Consider the following 19,932-nt stretch of genomic DNA (forward strand, 5'->3'; position numbering starts at 1 on the left):
ACTTATGAGAATAAATTTTGATTGTCAATGTCGTTTTTCTCTTAATCTTTCACATTGAAACTTAGGTTACTATTTAGCCGATGACCCCTTAATGTAACCCCAAACATCTTTAAAAACATTGGCATGATAAAGGGTTTTGAGAACGACAAGAAGAACTGGCCCAATAATTAGACCTATAAACCCAAATAATTGGAACCCTACGAATAATGCAATTAACGTTGCGAGAGGATCAAGTCCGATATTAGATGAAAGGACTTTTGGTTCCATTACCTGACGTTGAATCACAACGACTCCATAGAGGATAGACAGTCCAATTGTAAGACCATAATTTCCGGTTAAAAACGAGTAAATCATCCACGGTACAAAAACAGCTCCAGTACCAAGGTATGGTAACAAATCCACTAGCCCGATAATAATGGCTATTGTAATGGCATAATCCACTCTTAGAATGAGTAGTCCCACAAGGACGATCACAGCTGTCATAGAGATTAGTGTAAGTTGAGCTTTAAGAAAACCAAACAATGCTCTTCTTAAATCCACATAGACTGTCCCTATACTCCTTTGGATATCAGCTCGCACTTTCTTTTTTAACCAATTAATAAATTTATACCAGTCTTTACTAATAAAGAAAGTGGCTAACATTGAGAAAACAAGAACAGTTAATATGGTTGGTAAACTAACGATAATGGAGCGTATTCCTTCCACAAGAGATTGAAGAATGTTGGTTAGCGCTGTAGTGACGGTTGTTCCGATTGATTGAATATTATCAAGTACAGTCGTTTGCTGATCCTTATTTAAATCTTTAAATAGATCTTCTAATTGATTATAAAGTGGCATGACGTGAGACACGAATAGTTCTTCTACGAAACCGACGATTTCTTGAAAGTTTCCGGGTAATACGTTAGCAATATAAACCACGCCCTGAACGATTTCATTCACGAGAAGAGCAATGAAAGCTGCAAGAACACCAACTAGAAATAAGATAGACAGAGCTACAGCTAGTGGCCTTGGTATCTTTCCTCTGCTTTCTAATAAGTCGACAAGTGGATTGATTAAAAAAGCAAGGAGTAAGGCAATCACAAAAGGGTAAGCAAGATGCCAAATATAATAAAAGGCGATTAAGCTAATAATAATAAGGAAAATCACAAGGAGAAAACGTAAAACTCTATGTATGTATGTCCAGTTCATTTCAACCCTCCTAGGATACCTTTCCTATATTTTACACTGCTTGCTTTAGAACAAGCAATTGTTGTAAAGCTGTTTCGTGCTTATTTTCTAAAAGTTTGTTATGCTAAAAGAGTTCTGCTAATGTGAAAGAGGGAGCGTTATGACAATTATTTCTCAGCCTACTCTATTTCTTCTCATCCTACTTGGAATCGCACTTATTGCTAAAAACAGCTCGCTTATGATTGCCGTGGCTGTCTTATTGGTTGTGAAAGCGATCGGACTTGGTGATAAAGTCTTTCCTTTATTACAGTCAAAAGGAATTTCCTGGGGCGTCACAATCATTACAATTGCAGTGCTTGTTCCAATTGCAAACGGAGATATAGGGTTTAAGCAACTTGGCGAGGCAGTTAAATCTTCTTATGCTTGGATTGCAATGGGGGCAGGTATATTTGTTGCAATCATTGCCTCTAAAGGGATTATCTTGCTCCAAAATGATCCGCATATTACGACAGCACTTGTTTTTGGTACTATTCTTGCTGTAGCTGTTTTTCAAGGAATTGCCGTAGGTCCATTAATTGGAGCAGGCATTGCTTACATGGCGATGAAAGTTGTTGAATTCTTCACCTGAACGACTGCTCAGTAATGCATGAGGTTTATAACATTCACGGCTTTTTTTATCATTATTTCGACATTTGAGAAAAAAAGGAATCGACGAAATCATGCATATTCATTCACAAATATCAGAGAATTGTTTATAATGAGAACTGACGCACCATCTTGTACATAGGTTCTTATTTTTTTGGAGCGTTTTAAAAGCGTTATCAAAGCAGAATTTTTAGAAAATACTAGAGCCAATAATATGGAAAAGGAGAGGGAAACGTATGACGACTACTCGCGGATTAGAAGGCGTAGTTGCAACAACATCATCGATTAGTTCTATCGTAAATGATGTCTTAACATACAGAGGGTATAATATCGATGACCTCGCTGAAAATGCTAGTTTTGAAGAAGTAATTTATCTATTATGGAATGATAAACTTCCAAATAAGACTGAACTTGAGGAATTTACAGCGGACTTTGCTAAGAATGCTTCAATTCCTGAAGAAATTGTAAGTCAAATGAAATCGTATCCAATTGAGAAGGTGCACCCGATGGCTGCTCTTCGTACAGCTGTTTCTACTCTTGCACTGTATGATGAAGAAGCAGATGATATGAGTGAGGAAGCCAATTATCGCAAAGCGATTCGCCTTCAGGCGAAGATTCCAACAGTTGTAACCGCTTTTTCTCGAATTCGTGAAGGAAAAGCACCAGTAGAGCCTAAGGAAGATCTTAGCTTTGCTGCAAACTTCCTCTACACGTTAACAGGAGAACTTCCTGAAGAAGTGGCTGTTACTGCAATTAATAAAGCCCTTGTACTTCATGCCGATCATGAGTTAAATGCGTCAACATTTACTGCTCGTGTATGCGTCGCAACACTTTCAGATATGTATTCAGGTGTAACTGCTGCCATTGGTGCACTGAAAGGACCTTTGCATGGTGGAGCAAATGAGCGTGTAATGGCTATGCTAAGTGAAATTGATCGTGTTGATAATGTTGAACCTTATTTGCAAAAAGCATTTGAAAATAAAGAAAAAATTATGGGCTTTGGTCACCGTGTCTACAAAACTGGTGATCCGCGTGCAAAACATCTACGAGAAATGTCTCGTCAATTAACTGAACTTACTGGTGAAACAAAGTGGTACGAGATGTCAACGAAGATGGAAGAAATCGTAACAAGTGAAAAGGGTCTTCCACCTAATGTCGATTTCTATTCAGCTTCTGTTTATCATAGTCTGGGAATCGATCATGATTTATTCACACCGCTTTTTGCAGTGAGTCGTGTATCTGGTTGGATTGCTCATATTCTTGAGCAGTATAGCAATAATCGTTTGATCCGCCCACGTGCTGAGTACGTAGGAGCAACAAACCAAACGTATGTCAAAGTAGAAGATAGATAATAAAAGGGGAGGTTTCTTCCCTTTTTACTTAATATGTTAATCATTCACTAGGAGGAATACAAAATGGCTAATGGAGAGAAGATTACCGTAAATAATGGTGTACTAAACGTTCCAGATCATGCAATTATTCCATACATTGAAGGCGACGGTACGGGTCCGGATATTTGGGCAGCTGCTTCTAAAGTATTAGAAGGTGCAGTTGATAAGGCTTATGGTGGTAAGAAAAAAATCGTATGGAAAGAAGTATACGCTGGTCAAAAAGCGTTTGATAAGACAGGTGAATGGCTTCCAGCAGACACGCTAGATGCAATTCGTGAATACATAATTGCGATTAAAGGACCTCTTACAACACCAGTTGGAGGAGGCATCCGTTCTCTAAATGTTGCCCTACGTCAAGAACTTGATTTGTTTACTTGTCTTCGTCCAGTTCGTTATTTTAAAGGTGTTCCTTCACCAGTAAAGCGCCCTGAAGATACAGATATGGTTATTTTTAGAGAAAATACAGAAGATATTTATGCTGGAATCGAATTCCAGAAGGGTACAGATGAAGTAAAGAAAATCATTTCATTCCTTCAGGACGAAATGGGCGCAAAAAACATTCGCTTCCCTGAAACTTCTGGTATTGGGATAAAGCCCGTTTCAGAAGAAGGTACTAAGCGACTTGTTCGTGCTGCTATTCAATACGCACTTGATGAAGGGCGTAGAAATGTAACGCTTGTTCATAAAGGTAACATCATGAAATTCACTGAAGGAGCTTTCAAAAACTGGGGATATGAAGTAGCCGAGCAGGAATTTGGAGATAAAGTATTCACCTGGTCTGAATACGATCGAATCGTTGAAGAAAAGGGGAAAGATGCTGCGAATGAAGCTCAGTCTCAGGCAGAAGGCGAAGGCAAGCTAATTGTTAAGGATGCCATTGCAGATATCTTCTTGCAACAAATTCTAACTCGTCCAGCTGAATTTGACGTAGTTGCTACAATGAACTTGAACGGTGACTATGTTTCTGATGCTCTAGCAGCTCAGGTTGGTGGAATTGGAATCGCTCCTGGAGCAAACATTAACTACGAAACTGGACACGCTATTTTTGAAGCAACACATGGAACGGCTCCAAAATACGCTGGTCTTGATAAAGTAAACCCTTCCTCCGTTATTCTTTCAGGAGTCCTTATGCTCGAGCATATCGGATGGAATGAAGCTGCGAAGCTTGTACTTGATTCTATGGAAAAAACAATTGCAAATAAAGTTGTTACTTATGACTTTGCTCGTCTTATGGACGGCGCAACGGAAGTGAAAACATCCGAGTTTGGTGATGAACTCATCAACAATATGGACTAAAATAAAAAAGACCACTATTTTTATAAGCATGAAAGGAGTGGCTAGTAAATGACAATAAAACGCAAAAAAGTCTCCGTAATTGGTGCTGGTTTTACTGGTGCAACCACTGCTTTTCTTTTAGCTCAAAAAGAACTTGCCGACGTTGTGCTCGTTGATATTCCAAATCAAGAGGGACCCACAAAAGGAAAAGCGCTTGATATGTTTGAAGCAAGTCCTGTTCAGGGATTTGATTCTAAAATTACCGGTACTTCTAATTATGAAGATACAGCAGATTCAGATATTGTTGTCATTACAGCAGGTATTGCAAGAAAGCCGGGAATGAGCCGGGACGATCTTGTGAATACAAATGCGAAAATCATGAAGAGTGTTACTAAGGATATCGTGAAATATTCTCCTGAAACTACTATTGTGGTTTTAACGAATCCTGTTGATGCTATGACCTATACGGTATTTAAGGAGTCTGGTTTTCCTAAAAATCGCGTAATAGGTCAGTCGGGAATTCTTGATTCTGCTCGTTTTCGTTCATTTATTGCTGAAGAGTTGAACCTTTCTGTTAAAGATATTACAGGTTTTGTCCTCGGTGGTCATGGGGATGATATGGTACCGCTTGTTCGCTATTCGTTTGCTGGTGGTATCCCACTTCAAAATCTAATTTCAGAAGAACGCCTTGCTGAAATTGTAGAACGCACGCGAAAAGGGGGAGGCGAAATTGTAAGTCTCCTTGGGAATGGGAGTGCTTATTATGCTCCAGCTGCCTCATTAGTTGAAATGGCAGAAGCGATCCTTAAGGATCAGCGTCGCGTTCTTCCAACTATCGCTTATCTTGAAGGGGAGTATGGTTACGACGGTCTTTACCTTGGCGTACCTACAATTCTTGGTGGTAGCGGTATTGAAGAGATTATAGAGCTTGATTTAACCGCGGAAGAGAAGAAAGAGTTGGATAAATCAGCTGACTCTGTTCGTAAAGTTATGACGGTCTTAGGTTAATAAGTTGATAAAATAGATCCGGTGTAAGAACCGGATCTATTTTTAAAACCAAACAGAAAGCGCTTTCAAATGAGGGGGAGAAGCGATGCTATTAGGTAAGAAACGTAAACTTGGAAGAATGATCGAAGAAATATCAGTAGGTGAGAAGCTTGAAGTAACGGAAAAAATAGAAGATCGCGATCTTCTTTTATATCTTGGTCTTTCAAACGACAATAATCCTCTTTTTATTCAGCATGATTATGCCTCTATGACGCCTTTTAAAAAACCAATCGTACCGCAAATCATGCTACTTGCTATTGTAACAGGTGCTATTTCCAAGTATTTGCCCGGACCGGGAAGCAGTATCAAAAAGCAAGAAGTCACATACGAAACCCCTGTCCATCATTATGAGACCCTTCATTTTCAGTTTGAAGTGGTGGACGTACTCACAGAAGCACATGAAGTCGAAATAAGTGTAAAAGGCGTAAATGAATCAGGAGATCCTATTTTAGAAGGTACATTTACTGTTAGCCCACCCTATCCTGCAAAACCATTAACAAAGTCAACATCTTTTGATAATTTTTAGAGCCTGCTTAAGGCTCTTTTTTTTGACTTTATTTCTTCTTATTTGGAATTAAAACGCTTCATAAAGGAGAGGAACTTAAGTTTTTCTTTTGCCTTTGTAAAAATAATAGTATGATGAGGGTATTCAGGCTAAAATAAAGAAAACGTCTGGCATCGGCATTGATGAATGGGGAAATTCGTTAGGGGGATATGACAATGGCTCAAAAAATACTAGTTGTGGACGACGAAATGTCGATTGTAACTTTGCTACAATTTAACCTTGAACAGGCAGGTTATGAAGTTGTAACGGCAGAAGATGGTGCAGAAGCATTGGAAGTCGTAGAGGCGGAGAAGCCTAATTGCATTATTCTTGATCTGATGCTACCTGAAATGGATGGATTAGAGGTATGTAAGGAATTGAGGCAGCGGCATATCCATACGCCTGTGTTAATGCTTACAGCAAAAGATGATGAATTTGATAAAGTACTTGGTCTTGAGCTGGGTGCTGATGATTATATGACGAAACCGTTTAGTCCAAGAGAAGTTGTTGCCCGAGTTAAAGCAATCCTTAGACGAGTAAAACAACTTGAAGAATCAAAGGTTGCGACAGAGACAGAAGAATCAGAGAAAATTCAGGTTGGTGAACTAGAGGTTTATCCAAACAATTATGAATCATTTTTCCGAGGGGAAATGATGGAAGTAACTCCTAAAGAATTTGAACTGTTAGTGTATCTTGTACGTCATAAAGGGCGTGTGCTAACAAGAGAACAACTTTTAAGTGCAGTTTGGAATTATGATTTTGTTGGAGATACACGAATTGTAGATGTTCACGTTAGTCATTTGAGAGAAAAGATTGAAGAGAATACGCGTAAACCTGAATACATTAAAACAATCAGGGGGCTCGGCTATAAGCTAGAGGAGCCATCCGGTAAATGAAGCGTTTTCGTTCGCGCTTTTTAAATGCTCAATTTGTTATTCTTTTTCTTGTATTTTCAATCTTAGTTGTTTTCTTAGGAAATTTATTTCAAGGGATCTTATTTGATAATGCTAGCCAAGAGGCTTTATCAAACATGTGGTTAATCTTAATTTTTTCATTTGCAGGTGCTTTTTTCATTATTATTTACCTTAGTCTTCGTATCTCAAATCAGTTAACAAAGCCTTTAGAGGGAGCGTTGAATGTTGCCAATGAGCTTGCTTCGGGGAATTTTAAAGCACGAACTTATGAATATAAGCTTGATGAGACGGGGCAACTTAGTCACGCCTTAAACATTCTTGCTCGAAATTTACAAAACATGACAAATTCTTATGAAATTCAGCAAAACCGATTAATGACATTGATTGAAAATATGGATAGCGGTTTAATCCTGATCGATTCGAAAGGTCATATTAACCTCGTTAACCGCTTTTATAAAGAGACTTTTCACATCAAAACGGAAGACTATTTAGAGATGCTTTATTATGAAGCACTTCCATATAGGGAAATTATTCGATTAGTGGAAGAGACGCTGTTAGTTGAGCAAACCGTTCGAAAGCAAGTTGAGCTGCCAGTTGGAATTGAAATGCGCCATTTTGATGTATCTGGTGCACCGATTTTAAATCAGGATGAAAAGCTGAAGGGTGTCGTTCTCGTCTTTCACGATATTACAGAATTAAAAAAACTCGAACAAATGCGAAAAGATTTTGTAGCCAACGTCTCACATGAATTGAAAACTCCGGTCACTTCGTTGAAGGGTTTTGCTGAGACACTCCTTGATGGAGCTATGGAAAACAAAGCTTTCCGCACTCGTTTCCTTACAATTATATTAAATGAAAGTGATCGTCTTCAAAGTCTCATTCAGGATCTACTCGATCTATCAAAAATGGAACAAAAACATTTTTCATTAAACTGGCAAGATGTGGATTTGAAAGAAGTGATTGATGATTGCCTTTTAATGACAAAAAGCAAAGCAGATAAGAAGAACATTGAAGTAAATATTCGCTTCGATGGAGATCTTCAAATCAAGGGCGATGCGAATCGGTTAAAACAAGTGTTTCTTAATTTAATTGCGAATAGTATTACGTATACTCCAGAAGGTGGGAGCGTCACAGTACTCGTAAAGGAAGAAAGCGATGTCGTTAAGTTTACGATATCAGATAATGGAATCGGTATACGTCAAGAAGAGTTGCCGAGAATATTTGAACGCTTTTACAGAGTCGATCGCGCAAGAAGTAGGAATTCCGGTGGTACAGGTCTTGGCCTTGCCATTGTGAAACATCTTGTGGAAGCCCACCAAGGTCACATTGAAGTTAATAGTCAACCTGGTGAAGGGACAACTTTTATTATCACTTTAAATAAAGAGAGACTACATTAATCTTTACGTTTTCTTTACAGTTTGTTTATATGCCCTTTAAACTATTTCTGTAAAGTAATAGTTGACCCCTTCATCATGACGAGAGCATATTTTTGAGACGAGACTTTCTCGTCTCCTTTTTTTGTCTTTATGAACATAATAGGAGAGCCCTATTGGACGCTTGTTTTTCATTCTTTTTCCCATCGTGGTAAAATAAATGAAGCAGGCGTCTTTTAAATGGACAAAGATCGATAATATGAACGAGATGGAGGACTTCTATTGAAGAACAAGTTAGTGTTAATCGATGGGAATAGCATCGCTTATCGTGCGTTTTTTGCATTGCCATTATTAAATAATGATAAAGGTGTTTATACGAATGCCGTACTAGGATTTACGACGATGTTACTGAAAATTATTGAGAATGAGTCTCCGACACACATGCTCGTAGCGTTTGATGCAGGAAAAACAACCTTCCGTCATAAAACGTATACGGAGTATAAAGGTGGTCGCCAAAAAACGCCTTCAGAATTAAGTGAACAGTTCCCTGTCATTCGTGAAGTGCTAGACGCATTTGAAATTAAGCGATATGAAATTAAAAATTATGAAGCAGATGATATTATTGGAACAGTATCAGAGCTTGCAAGTAATGAAGATTGGGAAGTAAAAATCTATTCAGGAGACAAAGATTTACTCCAACTCGTTTCTGAAAATGTTCACGTAGCCTTAACGAGAAAAGGAATTACTGATATTGATACATATGACCCAGCTTTTCTCCACGAAAAATATGGGCTGAGTCCAGCCCAAATTATTGATATGAAAGCACTTATGGGTGACAACTCGGACAATATTCCTGGTGTGCCTGGAGTTGGAGAGAAAACAGCACTTAAGTTGTTAAAACAGTTTGGAACGGTGGAAGCTGTTTTTGAATCACTTGATGAGGTTTCTGGTAAAAAGTTAAAAGAAAAATTAGAAGAAAATCAAGATCAGGCTATGATGAGTAAAGAGCTTGTAACGATTTTTAAAGAAACGCCGCTTGAGCTAGGAATAGATGACATGGGTTATGGTGGCTATGATCAAAAAACGGTTGCTTCTCTCTTTAATGAGCTTGGGTTCAAGTCTCTGTTGAATCGAATCGGTGAGGCTGAGGTAGAGGATGAGGAGATTGATGATGTAGCTTTTGAGACGATCGACGAAATTCAATCCGAACACTTAGTTAGTCCTTCTGCGATGATTGTTGAAGTAATGGAAGAAAATTACCACAATGCAGAGATTCAGGGAATCTCCCTTGTAAATGAAAACGGCAATTATTTCATTCCAACAGATCTAGCGCTGCAATCTCAATTGTTCCGTGAATTTTTAGAAGATGGAACTCAGAAAAAATGGGTATTTGATGCGAAAAGAGCCGTTGTTGCTTTAGGGTGGAAGGGGATTTCATTAAAAGGAATTACATTTGATTTAGTGATCGCTTCCTATCTCCTAAATCCATCTGAATCGACGCATGATCTATCTGCAATTTCGAGAAGAGAAGGCTTTTCTATTGTTTCATCTGACGAGAGCATTTATGGAAAAGGAGCGAAACGCAAGCTTCCAGAAGTGGAAGAATTTGCGGATCACCTTGTTCGAAAAGCCTATGCGGTTTATCAGTTAAAAGAGAAGCTTGAAGAACAATTGAAAAACAATGAGCAGTATGAGCTTTTCCACGACCTAGAAATGCCACTAACACTTGTTTTAGGTGAAATGGAGACAAAAGGTGTTTCCGTTGATACCAAATTCCTAGAAAAAATGGGCGAAGAGTTAAATGAAAAACTGAGTAAGATTGAAGCAAAGGTTTTTGAACTCGCGGGAACTGAGTTTAACATTAACTCCCCGAAGCAGCTTGGTGAAGTCTTGTTTGAAAAGTTGGAGCTTCCGGTTATTAAGAAAACAAAAACGGGTTACTCTACCTCTGCTGATGTGTTAGAAAAACTTGAAAGCAAGCACGAGGTCATCCCTGAAATACTTCTTTATCGTCAGCTCGGGAAATTAAATTCGACGTACGTTGAAGGTTTGTTAAAAGTAATCTACTCAGATACAGGAAAAATACACACAAGGTTTAATCAAGCACTTACACAAACGGGAAGACTTAGCTCAACTGATCCAAATTTGCAGAATATCCCGATTCGCCTTGAAGAAGGTCGTAAAATAAGGAAAGCATTTATTCCATCTCACAAGAACTGGGTGATGTTTGCAGCAGATTATTCTCAAATTGAGCTACGCGTTCTTGCACATATTGCTCAGGATAAGAACCTAATTGAAGCTTTCCAACAAGATGAAGATATTCATACAAAAACGGCAATGAACGTATTTAATGTCGGTAAAGAAGACGTCACCTCTAACATGAGAAGGCATGCGAAAGCTGTTAACTTTGGAATCGTTTATGGTATTAGTGATTACGGTCTATCCCAAAGCATCGATGTTTCTAGAAAAGAAGCGGGTGAATTTATTAATCGCTATTTAGAAAGCTTTCCAGGAGTAAAGAGCTATATGGAAGACGTTGTGACAAAAGCAAAAGAAGAAGGCTATGTTTCAACTTTATTGCATCGTAGAAGATATCTTCCTGAAATTAATTCTCGGAACTTCAATCAGCGAGGTTTTGCAGAAAGAACAGCGATGAATACCCCGATTCAAGGAACGGCGGCGGACATTATTAAACTTGCGATGGTTCAAATGGATACACGCTTAAAAGAAGAAAAGTTAGAAACACGTATGTTGCTTCAAGTACACGATGAACTAATTTTTGAGGCACCACAAGATGAGATTGAAACGTTAAAACGTATCGTACCTGAAGTAATGGAATCTGCAATCAAACTGGACGTACCACTGAAAGTTGATTATGAGTATGGCTCCACCTGGTATGATGCGAAGTAGGCATCAAAGGAGAGGGAAATATGCCTGAATTACCAGAAGTAGAAACGGTTAAACGCACACTAGAAGGTTTGATTGTTGGGAAGAAGGTCACAAATGTGGTTGTAAAGTGGCCTAAAATCATTAAGAAACCAGATGATGTTGAAGCCTTCAAAATGAAAGTGATTGGTCAGAAGTTTACAGGAGTCGAAAGAAGAGGGAAGTTTTTAAAACTGGTCCTTGAAGATGATGTGATTGTCTCTCACCTTCGTATGGAAGGAAAATATAAATTGTCAGCTACTGATGAAGATTTTGATCATCATACGCATGTGTTTTTTACATTTGATGATGGAACAGAGCTGCGATACCATGATGTACGGAAGTTTGGAACAATGCATCTTTTTCCAATTGGAATAGAGGAAAAGGTGCTGCCACTCGCACAGCTCGGTCATGAACCGTTTTCAGAACAGTTTACCCCTGAAGTATTACAAAAGGGATTTCAAAAAACCTCTAGAAAAATAAAAACAGTGTTATTAGATCAAACCCTTGTTGTAGGACTAGGAAATATCTATGTAGATGAAGCGTTGTTTAAAGCTGGCATTCATCCAGAGCGCATCGCTTCTTCCCTTACAAATAAAGAAATTGATAAGCTTAGAGATGAGATCGTTCATACGTTAGCAGATGCGGTAAACAAGGGTGGGAGTACGATACGCTCTTATGTGAATAGCCAAGGAAAAGTGGGGACGTATCAAGAAAGCCTATTCGTATATGGACGTGTCGGTAAGGCATGTAAAAACTGTCAACGTGAGCTCGAGAAAATCGTTGTTGGAGGAAGAGGGACAACCTTTTGTCCAACCTGTCAGGTAAATGAGTGATTCGTAGCGTTGGATGGGCTCCTTTCATATACTATTTAAGATTTTAGTATGGAAGGAGCTCGCCTATGTACTGGGTTTCTCTTTTTTTCTTAGCGTTTGCAGTAAGTGTAGATGGTTTTGGAGTTGGCTTAACGTATGGCCTTCGAAGGATGAAAATTCCTTTTAAGTCGATTCTTATCATTTCGATTTGTTCGGCGATCTCCATGTTAATCGCAATGGGATTTGGCTCACTTTTACAGTTATGGATTTCAGATATAGTAGCTCAGCGAATTGGTGGCGGTATTCTTATCGTACTCGGTGGATGGGTGTTATATCAAATGATTCGTAACAACAAAGACGTTGAAAAAACGGTTTCTGAGCGTATTCTTCTTCATTACGAAATCCGCTCGCTCGGAGTGGTTATCAGTATTTTAAGAAAACCAACAACGGCAGATTTTGATGATTCTGGTACAATAACAGGCATTGAAGCAATCATGCTTGGAGCTGCGTTATCCCTTGATGCGTTTGGAGCTGGAATAGGTGCGTCAATGGTTGGGTTTCCTCCAATTGAAACGTCTCTATTGATTGCCTGTATGAGTTCATTGTTTTTGCTCTCAGGATTAAAGTTCGGAAACCTTACTTCGAACATTAAATGGATGGATAAACTATCATTTGTACCAGGATGCCTACTCATAATCTTAGGATTTATGAGAATGTAGGGAAGGGGGAAGACAATGGATATTGGACTTACCGGTGGAATTGCTAGCGGAAAAAGTACTGTAGCTGAGATGATTCGACGCTATGATTTACCAATTGTTGATGCAGACGTGATGGCACGAAAAGTCGTTGAACCTGGTGAGCCAGCACTTGAAAAGATCTTTCAATTGTTTGGAGAAGACATGAGAGCGGAAGATGGCGGGCTTGATCGAAAGAAGTTAGGTTCCGTCATCTTTAAAGATGAGGAGAAGCGAAAGGTTTTAAATCGAGTTCTTCACCCTGCTATTCGAAAAGAAATGCTTGATCAAGCAGCAGCTTTTAAAGAACAGGGAAACGAGCATGTTATTTTCGATATTCCGCTGTTATTTGAAAGTCAGCTAACTCATATGGTTGATCAAACCCTTCTCGTTTATGTCGATGCAAAAACCCAGCTATCGAGATTAGTTGAAAGGGATGGGAGTACCGAAGAAGAGGCTTTTGATCGCATTCAATCGCAAATGCCTATTGAAAAAAAGAAAGATCTGGCTGATGAGGTGATTGATAACACCGGTACACGTGAAAAGACGGAAGAACAGCTTAACAACATTCTGAAAAAATGGGGAATAATATGATGAAAAACACGTCTAAAACGGCGTGTTTTTTTGTTTTTTTATAGTCAAGCGCTTAGATAAATAGGATCTACAAAAATAGTGTAAATTAATCTTTTCATTTGCATATTATATGTTATACTAATTTTGTGATAGGGGAAATAAGTATAACACATATGTGGCGGGAGGAACGCTGAATGAAATCAAGAGTAGCGATTAATGGCTTTGGAAGAATTGGGCGAATGGTTTTTAGAAAGGCAATGATGGAAGATAGTTTGGAAGTTGTAGCAATTAACGCTAGCTATCCGCCAGAAACGCTCAGCCATTTAATTAAATATGATAGCATTCACGGTACATTTGATGGAGAGGTTACACCAGTTGAGAATGGAATAAAGATTAACAATAAAAAAGTGGTTGTTTTAAATAATCGTGACCCTAAAAGTCTTCCTTGGAAAGAAATGGGGATCGATATTGTCATTGAAGCTACCGGAAAGTTTCGTACGAGAGAAGAAGCTGCTTATCATATTGAGGCAGGAGCAACAAAAGTAATCATTACCGCACCTGGTAAGAATGAAGATCTGACAATCGTAATGGGTATAAATGAAAGCGAATACAACGATGAACAACATCACGTTTTATCTAATGCTTCCTGTACAACCAATTGTCTTGCTCCAGTCGTTCAGGTACTTGATAAGTCGTTTGGAATTGTTTCAGGTATGATGACTACGGTGCATGCATACACAAATGATCAAAAAAACATTGATAATCCACACAAAGATTTAAGGAGAGCTCGTGCTTGTGGTCAGTCAATTATCCCTACCTCGACAGGCGCAGCTAAAGCGATTTCAAAGGTATTGCCACATTTAGAAGGAAAACTGAATGGAATGTCGCTTCGTGTACCGACACCTAATGTTTCCTTAGTAGACCTGGTTGTAGATCTTAAGAAAGAAGTAACCATTGAACAGATAAATGATGCTTTAAAGGCTGCTTCGGAAGGGCCGCTAAGAGGTATTCTTGGTTACTCTGATGAACCATTAGTATCAATTGACTATAACGGCAATGCGCATTCTTCTATTGTAGATGGACTGTCGACAATGGTAGTTGAAAACAAAAAAGTAAAGGTGCTTGCCTGGTATGACAATGAATGGGGATATTCTTGTCGAGTTGTGGATATGGCAAAGTACGTAGGAGAACGAATTCCTGAGAGGTTGAAAGTGAGCGTATAGGTTTAAGAGGGAAGGAGTAGGAGCGATCCTGCTTCTTTTTTTTGATTAAGGGCGGCGGATGCAGGATATTTCTAGTATAAATTGGATATATTTTAAATATTGCTGATTCACTAACTATGTAAAAGAGGATGAAGAGAAGTAAGGGTAGTAATTAATTTATTCTTGCAAATCTATTTTAAAAGCCTTATACTATTTTTCGTGAACTTCTTTTATAGCAATTTGGCATTGAAAACTACTTAAAGGGTTAGGACCTCATCGGACTAACTTTCCCCCGTGGTGGATTTTCAATACCGCATGCTTTAGGCATGAGTAAATTTAAAGGGGGAATTTTGCTATGGATACAATGGGACGTCACGTCATTGCTGAACTATGGGGCTGTGACACTGAAAAATTAAACAACATGAAATTTATCGAAGAAACGTTTGTCGAAGCTGCTCTTAAATCTGGTGCAGAGGTTCGTGAAGTAGCATTTCATAAATTTGCACCACAGGGTGTAAGTGGTGTGGTCATTATTTCTGAATCACACTTAACGATTCACAGTTTCCCTGAGCATGGTTATGCAAGTATTGATGTGTATACATGTGGTGATCTTGATCCAAACGTAGCTGCAAATTATATTGCAGATGCACTTGGAGCGGATACGCGTGAAAACATTGAACTTCCACGAGGTATGGGCCCAGTAAAACCAAAAGTAAGAGAAGAACAGTCTGCGTTTACTTCATAATTATACAACGAATGAAAGGGTGCCTCAGGTGCCCTTTTTTATTTTATCCAGGACTAGTTCTCAGATCAGGATGAAGGGGAATTCCGCTCGATCTCGTTGATTTATCAGTCATTTATTGCTATCCTTAAAAAAAATAGAGGAGGACCAGGGGTGGGAATAAAAGAATTTTTCAGCAATCGTTCTGAAACAGGGGAAAGGCATCACGTTGATGCACTGAAAACGCACTATTTTAAAGCGACAAAAGAACAGGCTTTCACAGAAGCAAAAGCCATTCTTCAAAAACACTACAAAGGTGAAATCGTGACGAATTCACCCGAACGTGGAGAGTTTGTCTTTCAAGTGAAGGGGCCTAAAAAAGCATTAATCGTTGTAACTGTCGTAACCGTGCGCGCTTATAAAACAGCGGTTGATTTTTCCGTTTCAACAGAAACCCCCTTACCGGTAGATTTCGGTTTTAGCAAAAAGGTGATTGAAACCATTTATTCAGATTTGAAGAAAAAATTAACGTTGATCGGAACAGGCATTTCAGAGCAATTTTAGTGAGAGGTGTGCCATAGCACATTTTATGCTAAAATAAGAAATAGAAATCTTGTTCGTTTAGTGGAGATGATCTAATGCGCTGTCCCAACTGCAATCATAATGGTACAAGAGTGCTTGACTCCAGACCGGTTCACGAAGGCCGGTCGATCCGCAGGCGCCGCGAATGTGAATCGTGTACTTATCGATTTACAACGTTTGAAACAGTTGAAGAAATACCGCTTATTGTAGTGAAAAAAGATGGAGCTAGGGAAGAGTTTAGCCGGGAAAAGATTCTTCGAGGTTTAATAAAAGCCTGTGAGAAAAGACCTGTGCCACTCGAAAAACTTGAAACCATTGTGAACGAAATAGAACGCGATCTTCGCAACCAGGGCGCTTCTGAGATTAGTAGCGATACTGTAGGTGAGCTTGTGATGGATCAGCTTGCAAAAGTTGATGAAGTCGCTTACGTTCGATTTGCTTCTGTTTATCGCCAGTTTAAAGATATCAATGTGTTTATTCGTGAGCTTAAAGAATTAATTAACAGAGCGGAGTAGGGAAAAGGAGCTTAGTGTAAGCTCTTTTTTTGTACGTCAATAATACAAGATCGTTACGGTTCAAGCCTTGCTTGATGTTCAGTTTTAGGCTATAAGTAAGTTAGAAAATCTAAGAGGAATGTAAAGGTGAAGCATATGCATTGGAAAGAACTCCTTCCTGTTGATACGCTTCAAATCGAGGCGTGTGGAATATTGCATGAATATGATAGGAATGTCTTAACCCTGTTATATCAGCCTTTGATTGGTGCTGGTGCATATAGTCTGTATATGACAATGTGGAGCGCTCACGAACAACAGGATAGTTTAGTCACGAAAATGACTCATCACCATTTAGTGCTGATGATGAGATGGGATACAAAGAAATTGCTTGAAGAGCGCCGTAAGTTAGAAGGAATCGGGTTGTTGAAAACTTTCCTCAAAAAAGGAGAAGACCCGAGGCACTTTACTTACGAGCTTCAGCCGCCGCTAACACCTGATCGCTTTTTTAATGACGGTGTTTTAAATATTTACTTGTTCAATCGACTAGGACGTAATCGTTACCATGATTTGAAAAATTACTTTTCAGTCGAAAAGCCTGATCTGACTGAATATAAGGATATGACGGCTTCATTTAATGAAGTATACGATTCGCTCCATCCATCTGAGATGACTGCAGGGTATGAGGAAGAAGACGTTCGGGAGGTTGCTAGTCGAAACGATAACAAAGGTCTTGTCTTCACTTCATCTGCATTTGACTTTGATGTGATGAAACAGCACATCTCTGATATGATTGTGACAGAGACGATGTTTACTGATTCGGTTAAGAAAACAATTGAGCGACTCGCTTTTGTGTATAAGATTGAGCCTTACGAAATGGGACGCATCGTAGAGCAGGCGGCTATCCATCATGACGAGCTTTCGGATGATCTTCTACGGAAAGAAGTAAGTAGTTGGTTTGCTCTTGAAAATAGAGGGAAGGTACCGGCACTCCAATATAGACGCCAGCCTGCTGCCCTACAAGAATTTCATACTAGAGAACCCGTAACGGAAGAAGAAAAGGCCGCTCAGCGTTATGAACAAATGACGCCTTATGACATTCTTCAACGTGCAGCTGAAGGTGGCAAGCCATCAGAAGCAGACATGAAACTCGTAGAGCGCATCATGGATGAACAGAAGCTGACCCCCGGGGTGATGAATGTTCTTCTTGATTTTATTATTGAAACACAGGATAAGAAGCTCTCAAAAAACTACGTAGAAAAATTTGCGAGTCACTGGGCTAGGGCTAGGGTAAAGACAGTGAGAGAAGCGATGAATCTTGCCCTCAAAGAACTTCAGCAGCCAAAGAAAAAACCAGCTTCACGCGGAAAAGGAAGTTCTCCAACTCGAAAAGATAAAGTTCCAGAATGGATATCAGAGCAAAAAGAACCTGATATGTCTCATGAAGAGCGCTCAGAAAAGCAGGATCAGCTGAAAAAGATGCTAAGCAAATACAAAAAATAAAGCGGGGTGAAATGTATGGAATCCATCCAGGAATCGTTTAATAAAATGCCGGGGAATAAAAAGTTTCAGGAACAATATCAAGAAATGAAAAAAGCGATTATGGCAGATGAAGACATTCAAGCATTTATCCAGGAGCAGGATGAAGTTGATGAGAAAATGATTGATCGAAGTCTCGCAAGGTTGTATGAATACACGACGCAGGCTAAGCGCTGTGAAGGCTGCCCGGGTCTATCAAACTGTATCAATATGATGGAGGGATACGAGCCTGAGCTGTTTATCAATCGTTCCGTCATCGACATACGCTATAACCGTTGCCCAACTAGGATTGAAGAAGATAAGAATAAGAAACGGAATGAAATGATTCAGAGCTACTATATTCCAAAAGAAATTCTAGAAGCGACTTTTGCAGATCTTGATGATGAGGATCCTGTGCGGCTTGAAGCGATTGGCACTGCGATTCAATACGTCGAGGACTTTGTCCCAGGTGAAACCAAGAAAGGTCTCTACATCCACGGCGGTTTTGGCGTTGGCAAAACCTTTATTCTGGGGGCTATTGCGAATCAGTTAGCGAAGGAAAAAGGCGTTCGTTCGCAGTTTATTTATACTCCTGATTTCTTCCGACAAATGAAAAGTGCGATACAAGATCAAACGATTGACGAAAAGTTAGATTACTTAAAAGAGACACCTTTATTAATCCTTGATGATATTGGAGCTGAAAATATCTCGAGTTGGGTAAGGGACGATATACTTGGTGCCCTACTCCAATATCGAATGACAGAAGGATTACCAACGCTCTATTCTTCTAATCTAGATTATACCTTGTTAGAAGACCACCTCGCTTATTCTCATAAAAGTGGAATTGAAGAAACAAAAGCAAAGCGAATCATGGAAAGAATTAAGCACTTTACTACTCCGGTCTTTTTGCAAGGTAAAAATAGAAGAGTCTAAAGTCTTCCTTTGGAAGACTTTTTTTGTTGTTCTATACATCATTTCTGTTTTTAAGCCATATAGATTTTAGTAAGAAGGTGGACAGGGGGGGAAAAAGTGGTTTCAATAACATTTAATCAACAAGCAGATTTTCAATTTGTTTATGAACAGTTGATAAAGGTTATAAATGTTCAAGAAAAAATTTCCGTGAACGAGCCAGACCTAACTCTATCTATAAAAGTAGAGCCTTATAATTCAAAGTTGTGCCATCACATCTCCCAATGCATCGTCCGCTGTGTTAGCACAATCTATGAGAAACAGTGGATGAAAAAAATATTAACAACAAAGTACTTTTATCAAGATAAAGATGAAATTAGTGAAATTACAGCAATTGCAAAAAGTATTGGAGAGGGAAACAAAGAAGAACTTCCTGGCGCTGATCGCTACACAAATCGGATGGATTTATTGCATCGTTCAACGGTTTCTTGTATTGAACAGGGTGGAACGATCATGTTTGACTCTTATTTAAGGTTTCGAACAGGTCCATATCGTGCCCTCTTAACAGAATTGATTGGTGAAGCGATTGATGAGTATAAGCTTGAACAAGAATACCAGAACTTTGTAGAAGCGCTAAGGCAACTTCTCAAAGCACGGGAAACGGTTCAAGAAAAAGTTGTGGTTGTGTTTGATCGTAGCTATAGCTTATATGATCTTAATGGGAAAAAGCTTAATGGCCTTTACGAGCCGCTTGATCATATTCCGAATGGGCTTTCTTTGGAAGATATTGATCCTGAAATATTATTGCCGCTTTTGATTCTAGCACCAAATAAAATTTATTTGTATACTGAGGATGCGGAAGAAGGGTTAGCTCAAACTATACGAAATGTTTTTGAAGAACGGTTATGTTTTTTTCCGTTGCAGCTGTTTAAAAAAAATTTTTGAGGCAATCATTAAAATAAGCTTGATTTTCACAAGTACACTACTTATAATACCTACATACACGCATATACGTTATTGTTACGATAAGGACACGAGATGTTCTGTCTGCTTTAAGAGAGGGAAGGATTGGTGCGAACTTCCTAGCGAGACGAGCATTCTTACCA

Annotated in this window: 19 protein-coding genes and 1 other annotated feature (1 of these 20 cut by a window edge); of the genes, 18 read left to right on the forward strand and 1 reads right to left on the reverse strand. The window is 39.0% G+C overall.

Annotated features, from left to right (window positions below):
- Nucleotides 1–69: 69 nt before the first annotated feature.
- The gene (gene ytvI, locus LC090_RS06335) at nucleotides 70–1,188 is read right to left on the reverse strand and encodes a sporulation integral membrane protein YtvI (RefSeq protein WP_226656371.1); all 1,119 of its coding nucleotides are present in this window, start codon (nucleotides 1,186–1,188) and stop codon (nucleotides 70–72) included.
- Nucleotides 1,189–1,327: 139 nt separating this feature from the next.
- On the opposite strand from ytvI, the gene LC090_RS06340 reads away from it, so the two are divergent.
- The 18 genes from LC090_RS06340 (at nucleotide 1,328) to LC090_RS06425 (ending at nucleotide 19,771) form a co-directional block, all read left to right on the forward strand.
- Nucleotides 1,328–1,795: a DUF441 domain-containing protein gene (locus tag LC090_RS06340; protein ID WP_255648008.1), complete on the forward strand. Its 468-nt coding sequence runs from the start codon at nucleotides 1,328–1,330 to the stop codon at nucleotides 1,793–1,795.
- A gap of 253 nt (nucleotides 1,796–2,048) precedes the next feature.
- Nucleotides 2,049–3,164 carry a citrate synthase gene (gene citZ, locus LC090_RS06345; protein WP_226656373.1) on the forward strand — a complete coding sequence of 372 codons (1,116 nt, stop codon included), beginning with the start codon at nucleotides 2,049–2,051 and terminating at the stop codon, nucleotides 3,162–3,164.
- A gap of 63 nt (nucleotides 3,165–3,227) precedes the next feature.
- Nucleotides 3,228–4,499: an NADP-dependent isocitrate dehydrogenase gene (gene icd, locus LC090_RS06350; RefSeq protein WP_226656374.1), complete on the forward strand. Its 1,272-nt coding sequence runs from the start codon at nucleotides 3,228–3,230 to the stop codon at nucleotides 4,497–4,499.
- A gap of 48 nt (nucleotides 4,500–4,547) precedes the next feature.
- Nucleotides 4,548–5,486: a malate dehydrogenase gene (gene mdh / locus LC090_RS06355; RefSeq protein WP_226656375.1), complete on the forward strand. Its 939-nt coding sequence runs from the start codon at nucleotides 4,548–4,550 to the stop codon at nucleotides 5,484–5,486.
- A gap of 85 nt (nucleotides 5,487–5,571) precedes the next feature.
- Nucleotides 5,572–6,051 (forward strand): MaoC family dehydratase, encoded by a 480-nt coding sequence (locus LC090_RS06360; protein WP_226656376.1) that lies wholly within the window; start codon nucleotides 5,572–5,574, stop codon nucleotides 6,049–6,051.
- A gap of 194 nt (nucleotides 6,052–6,245) precedes the next feature.
- On the forward strand, nucleotides 6,246–6,965 hold the full coding sequence (locus tag LC090_RS06365) for a response regulator transcription factor (RefSeq protein ID WP_226656377.1): 720 nt from the start codon (nucleotides 6,246–6,248) through the stop codon (nucleotides 6,963–6,965).
- On the forward strand, nucleotides 6,962–8,380 hold the full coding sequence (gene pnpS, locus LC090_RS06370) for a two-component system histidine kinase PnpS (RefSeq protein WP_226656378.1): 1,419 nt from the start codon (nucleotides 6,962–6,964) through the stop codon (nucleotides 8,378–8,380). Before LC090_RS06365 ends, pnpS begins: the two co-directional genes overlap by 4 nt.
- A gap of 258 nt (nucleotides 8,381–8,638) precedes the next feature.
- Nucleotides 8,639–11,266, forward strand: coding sequence for a DNA polymerase I (polA, locus tag LC090_RS06375; protein ID WP_226656379.1), 2,628 nt, complete (start codon nucleotides 8,639–8,641; stop codon nucleotides 11,264–11,266).
- Between the two features lie 20 nt (nucleotides 11,267–11,286).
- Nucleotides 11,287–12,117: a DNA-formamidopyrimidine glycosylase gene (gene mutM, locus LC090_RS06380; RefSeq protein ID WP_226656380.1), complete on the forward strand. Its 831-nt coding sequence runs from the start codon at nucleotides 11,287–11,289 to the stop codon at nucleotides 12,115–12,117.
- Nucleotides 12,118–12,182: 65 nt separating this feature from the next.
- A complete protein-coding gene (ytaF, locus tag LC090_RS06385; RefSeq protein ID WP_226656382.1) occupies nucleotides 12,183–12,815 on the forward strand; it encodes a sporulation membrane protein YtaF in 633 nt (210 codons plus the stop codon).
- A gap of 15 nt (nucleotides 12,816–12,830) precedes the next feature.
- On the forward strand, nucleotides 12,831–13,424 hold the full coding sequence (gene coaE / locus LC090_RS06390) for a dephospho-CoA kinase (RefSeq protein ID WP_226656384.1): 594 nt from the start codon (nucleotides 12,831–12,833) through the stop codon (nucleotides 13,422–13,424).
- A gap of 173 nt (nucleotides 13,425–13,597) precedes the next feature.
- A complete protein-coding gene (locus tag LC090_RS06395) occupies nucleotides 13,598–14,626 on the forward strand; it encodes a glyceraldehyde-3-phosphate dehydrogenase (RefSeq protein WP_226656387.1) in 1,029 nt (342 codons plus the stop codon).
- Nucleotides 14,627–14,960: 334 nt separating this feature from the next.
- A complete protein-coding gene (gene speD / locus LC090_RS06400) occupies nucleotides 14,961–15,350 on the forward strand; it encodes an adenosylmethionine decarboxylase (RefSeq protein ID WP_098444494.1) in 390 nt (129 codons plus the stop codon).
- A gap of 150 nt (nucleotides 15,351–15,500) precedes the next feature.
- Nucleotides 15,501–15,890, forward strand: a complete 390-nt coding sequence (locus LC090_RS06405) for a cytosolic protein (protein WP_226656389.1) — start codon at nucleotides 15,501–15,503, stop codon at nucleotides 15,888–15,890.
- A gap of 74 nt (nucleotides 15,891–15,964) precedes the next feature.
- Nucleotides 15,965–16,423, forward strand: coding sequence for a transcriptional regulator NrdR (gene nrdR, locus LC090_RS06410; protein ID WP_098444492.1), 459 nt, complete (start codon nucleotides 15,965–15,967; stop codon nucleotides 16,421–16,423).
- A gap of 135 nt (nucleotides 16,424–16,558) precedes the next feature.
- The gene (locus tag LC090_RS06415) at nucleotides 16,559–17,902 is read left to right on the forward strand and encodes a replication initiation and membrane attachment family protein (protein WP_226656619.1); all 1,344 of its coding nucleotides are present in this window, start codon (nucleotides 16,559–16,561) and stop codon (nucleotides 17,900–17,902) included.
- 15 nt (nucleotides 17,903–17,917) lie between these two features.
- Nucleotides 17,918–18,850: a primosomal protein DnaI gene (gene dnaI / locus LC090_RS06420; RefSeq protein WP_226656391.1), complete on the forward strand. Its 933-nt coding sequence runs from the start codon at nucleotides 17,918–17,920 to the stop codon at nucleotides 18,848–18,850.
- A gap of 96 nt (nucleotides 18,851–18,946) precedes the next feature.
- A complete protein-coding gene (locus tag LC090_RS06425; protein ID WP_226656393.1) occupies nucleotides 18,947–19,771 on the forward strand; it encodes a putative sporulation protein YtxC in 825 nt (274 codons plus the stop codon).
- A 68-nt stretch (nucleotides 19,772–19,839) separates the two neighbouring features.
- Nucleotides 19,840–19,932: a binding site (T-box leader), on the forward strand (it continues 122 nt past the right edge of the window).

The sequence above is a fragment of the Guptibacillus hwajinpoensis genome (genome assembly GCF_020524165.1).
In the GTDB taxonomy this organism is placed as follows: Bacteria; Bacillota; Bacilli; order Bacillales; family Guptibacillaceae; genus Guptibacillus; species Guptibacillus hwajinpoensis_D.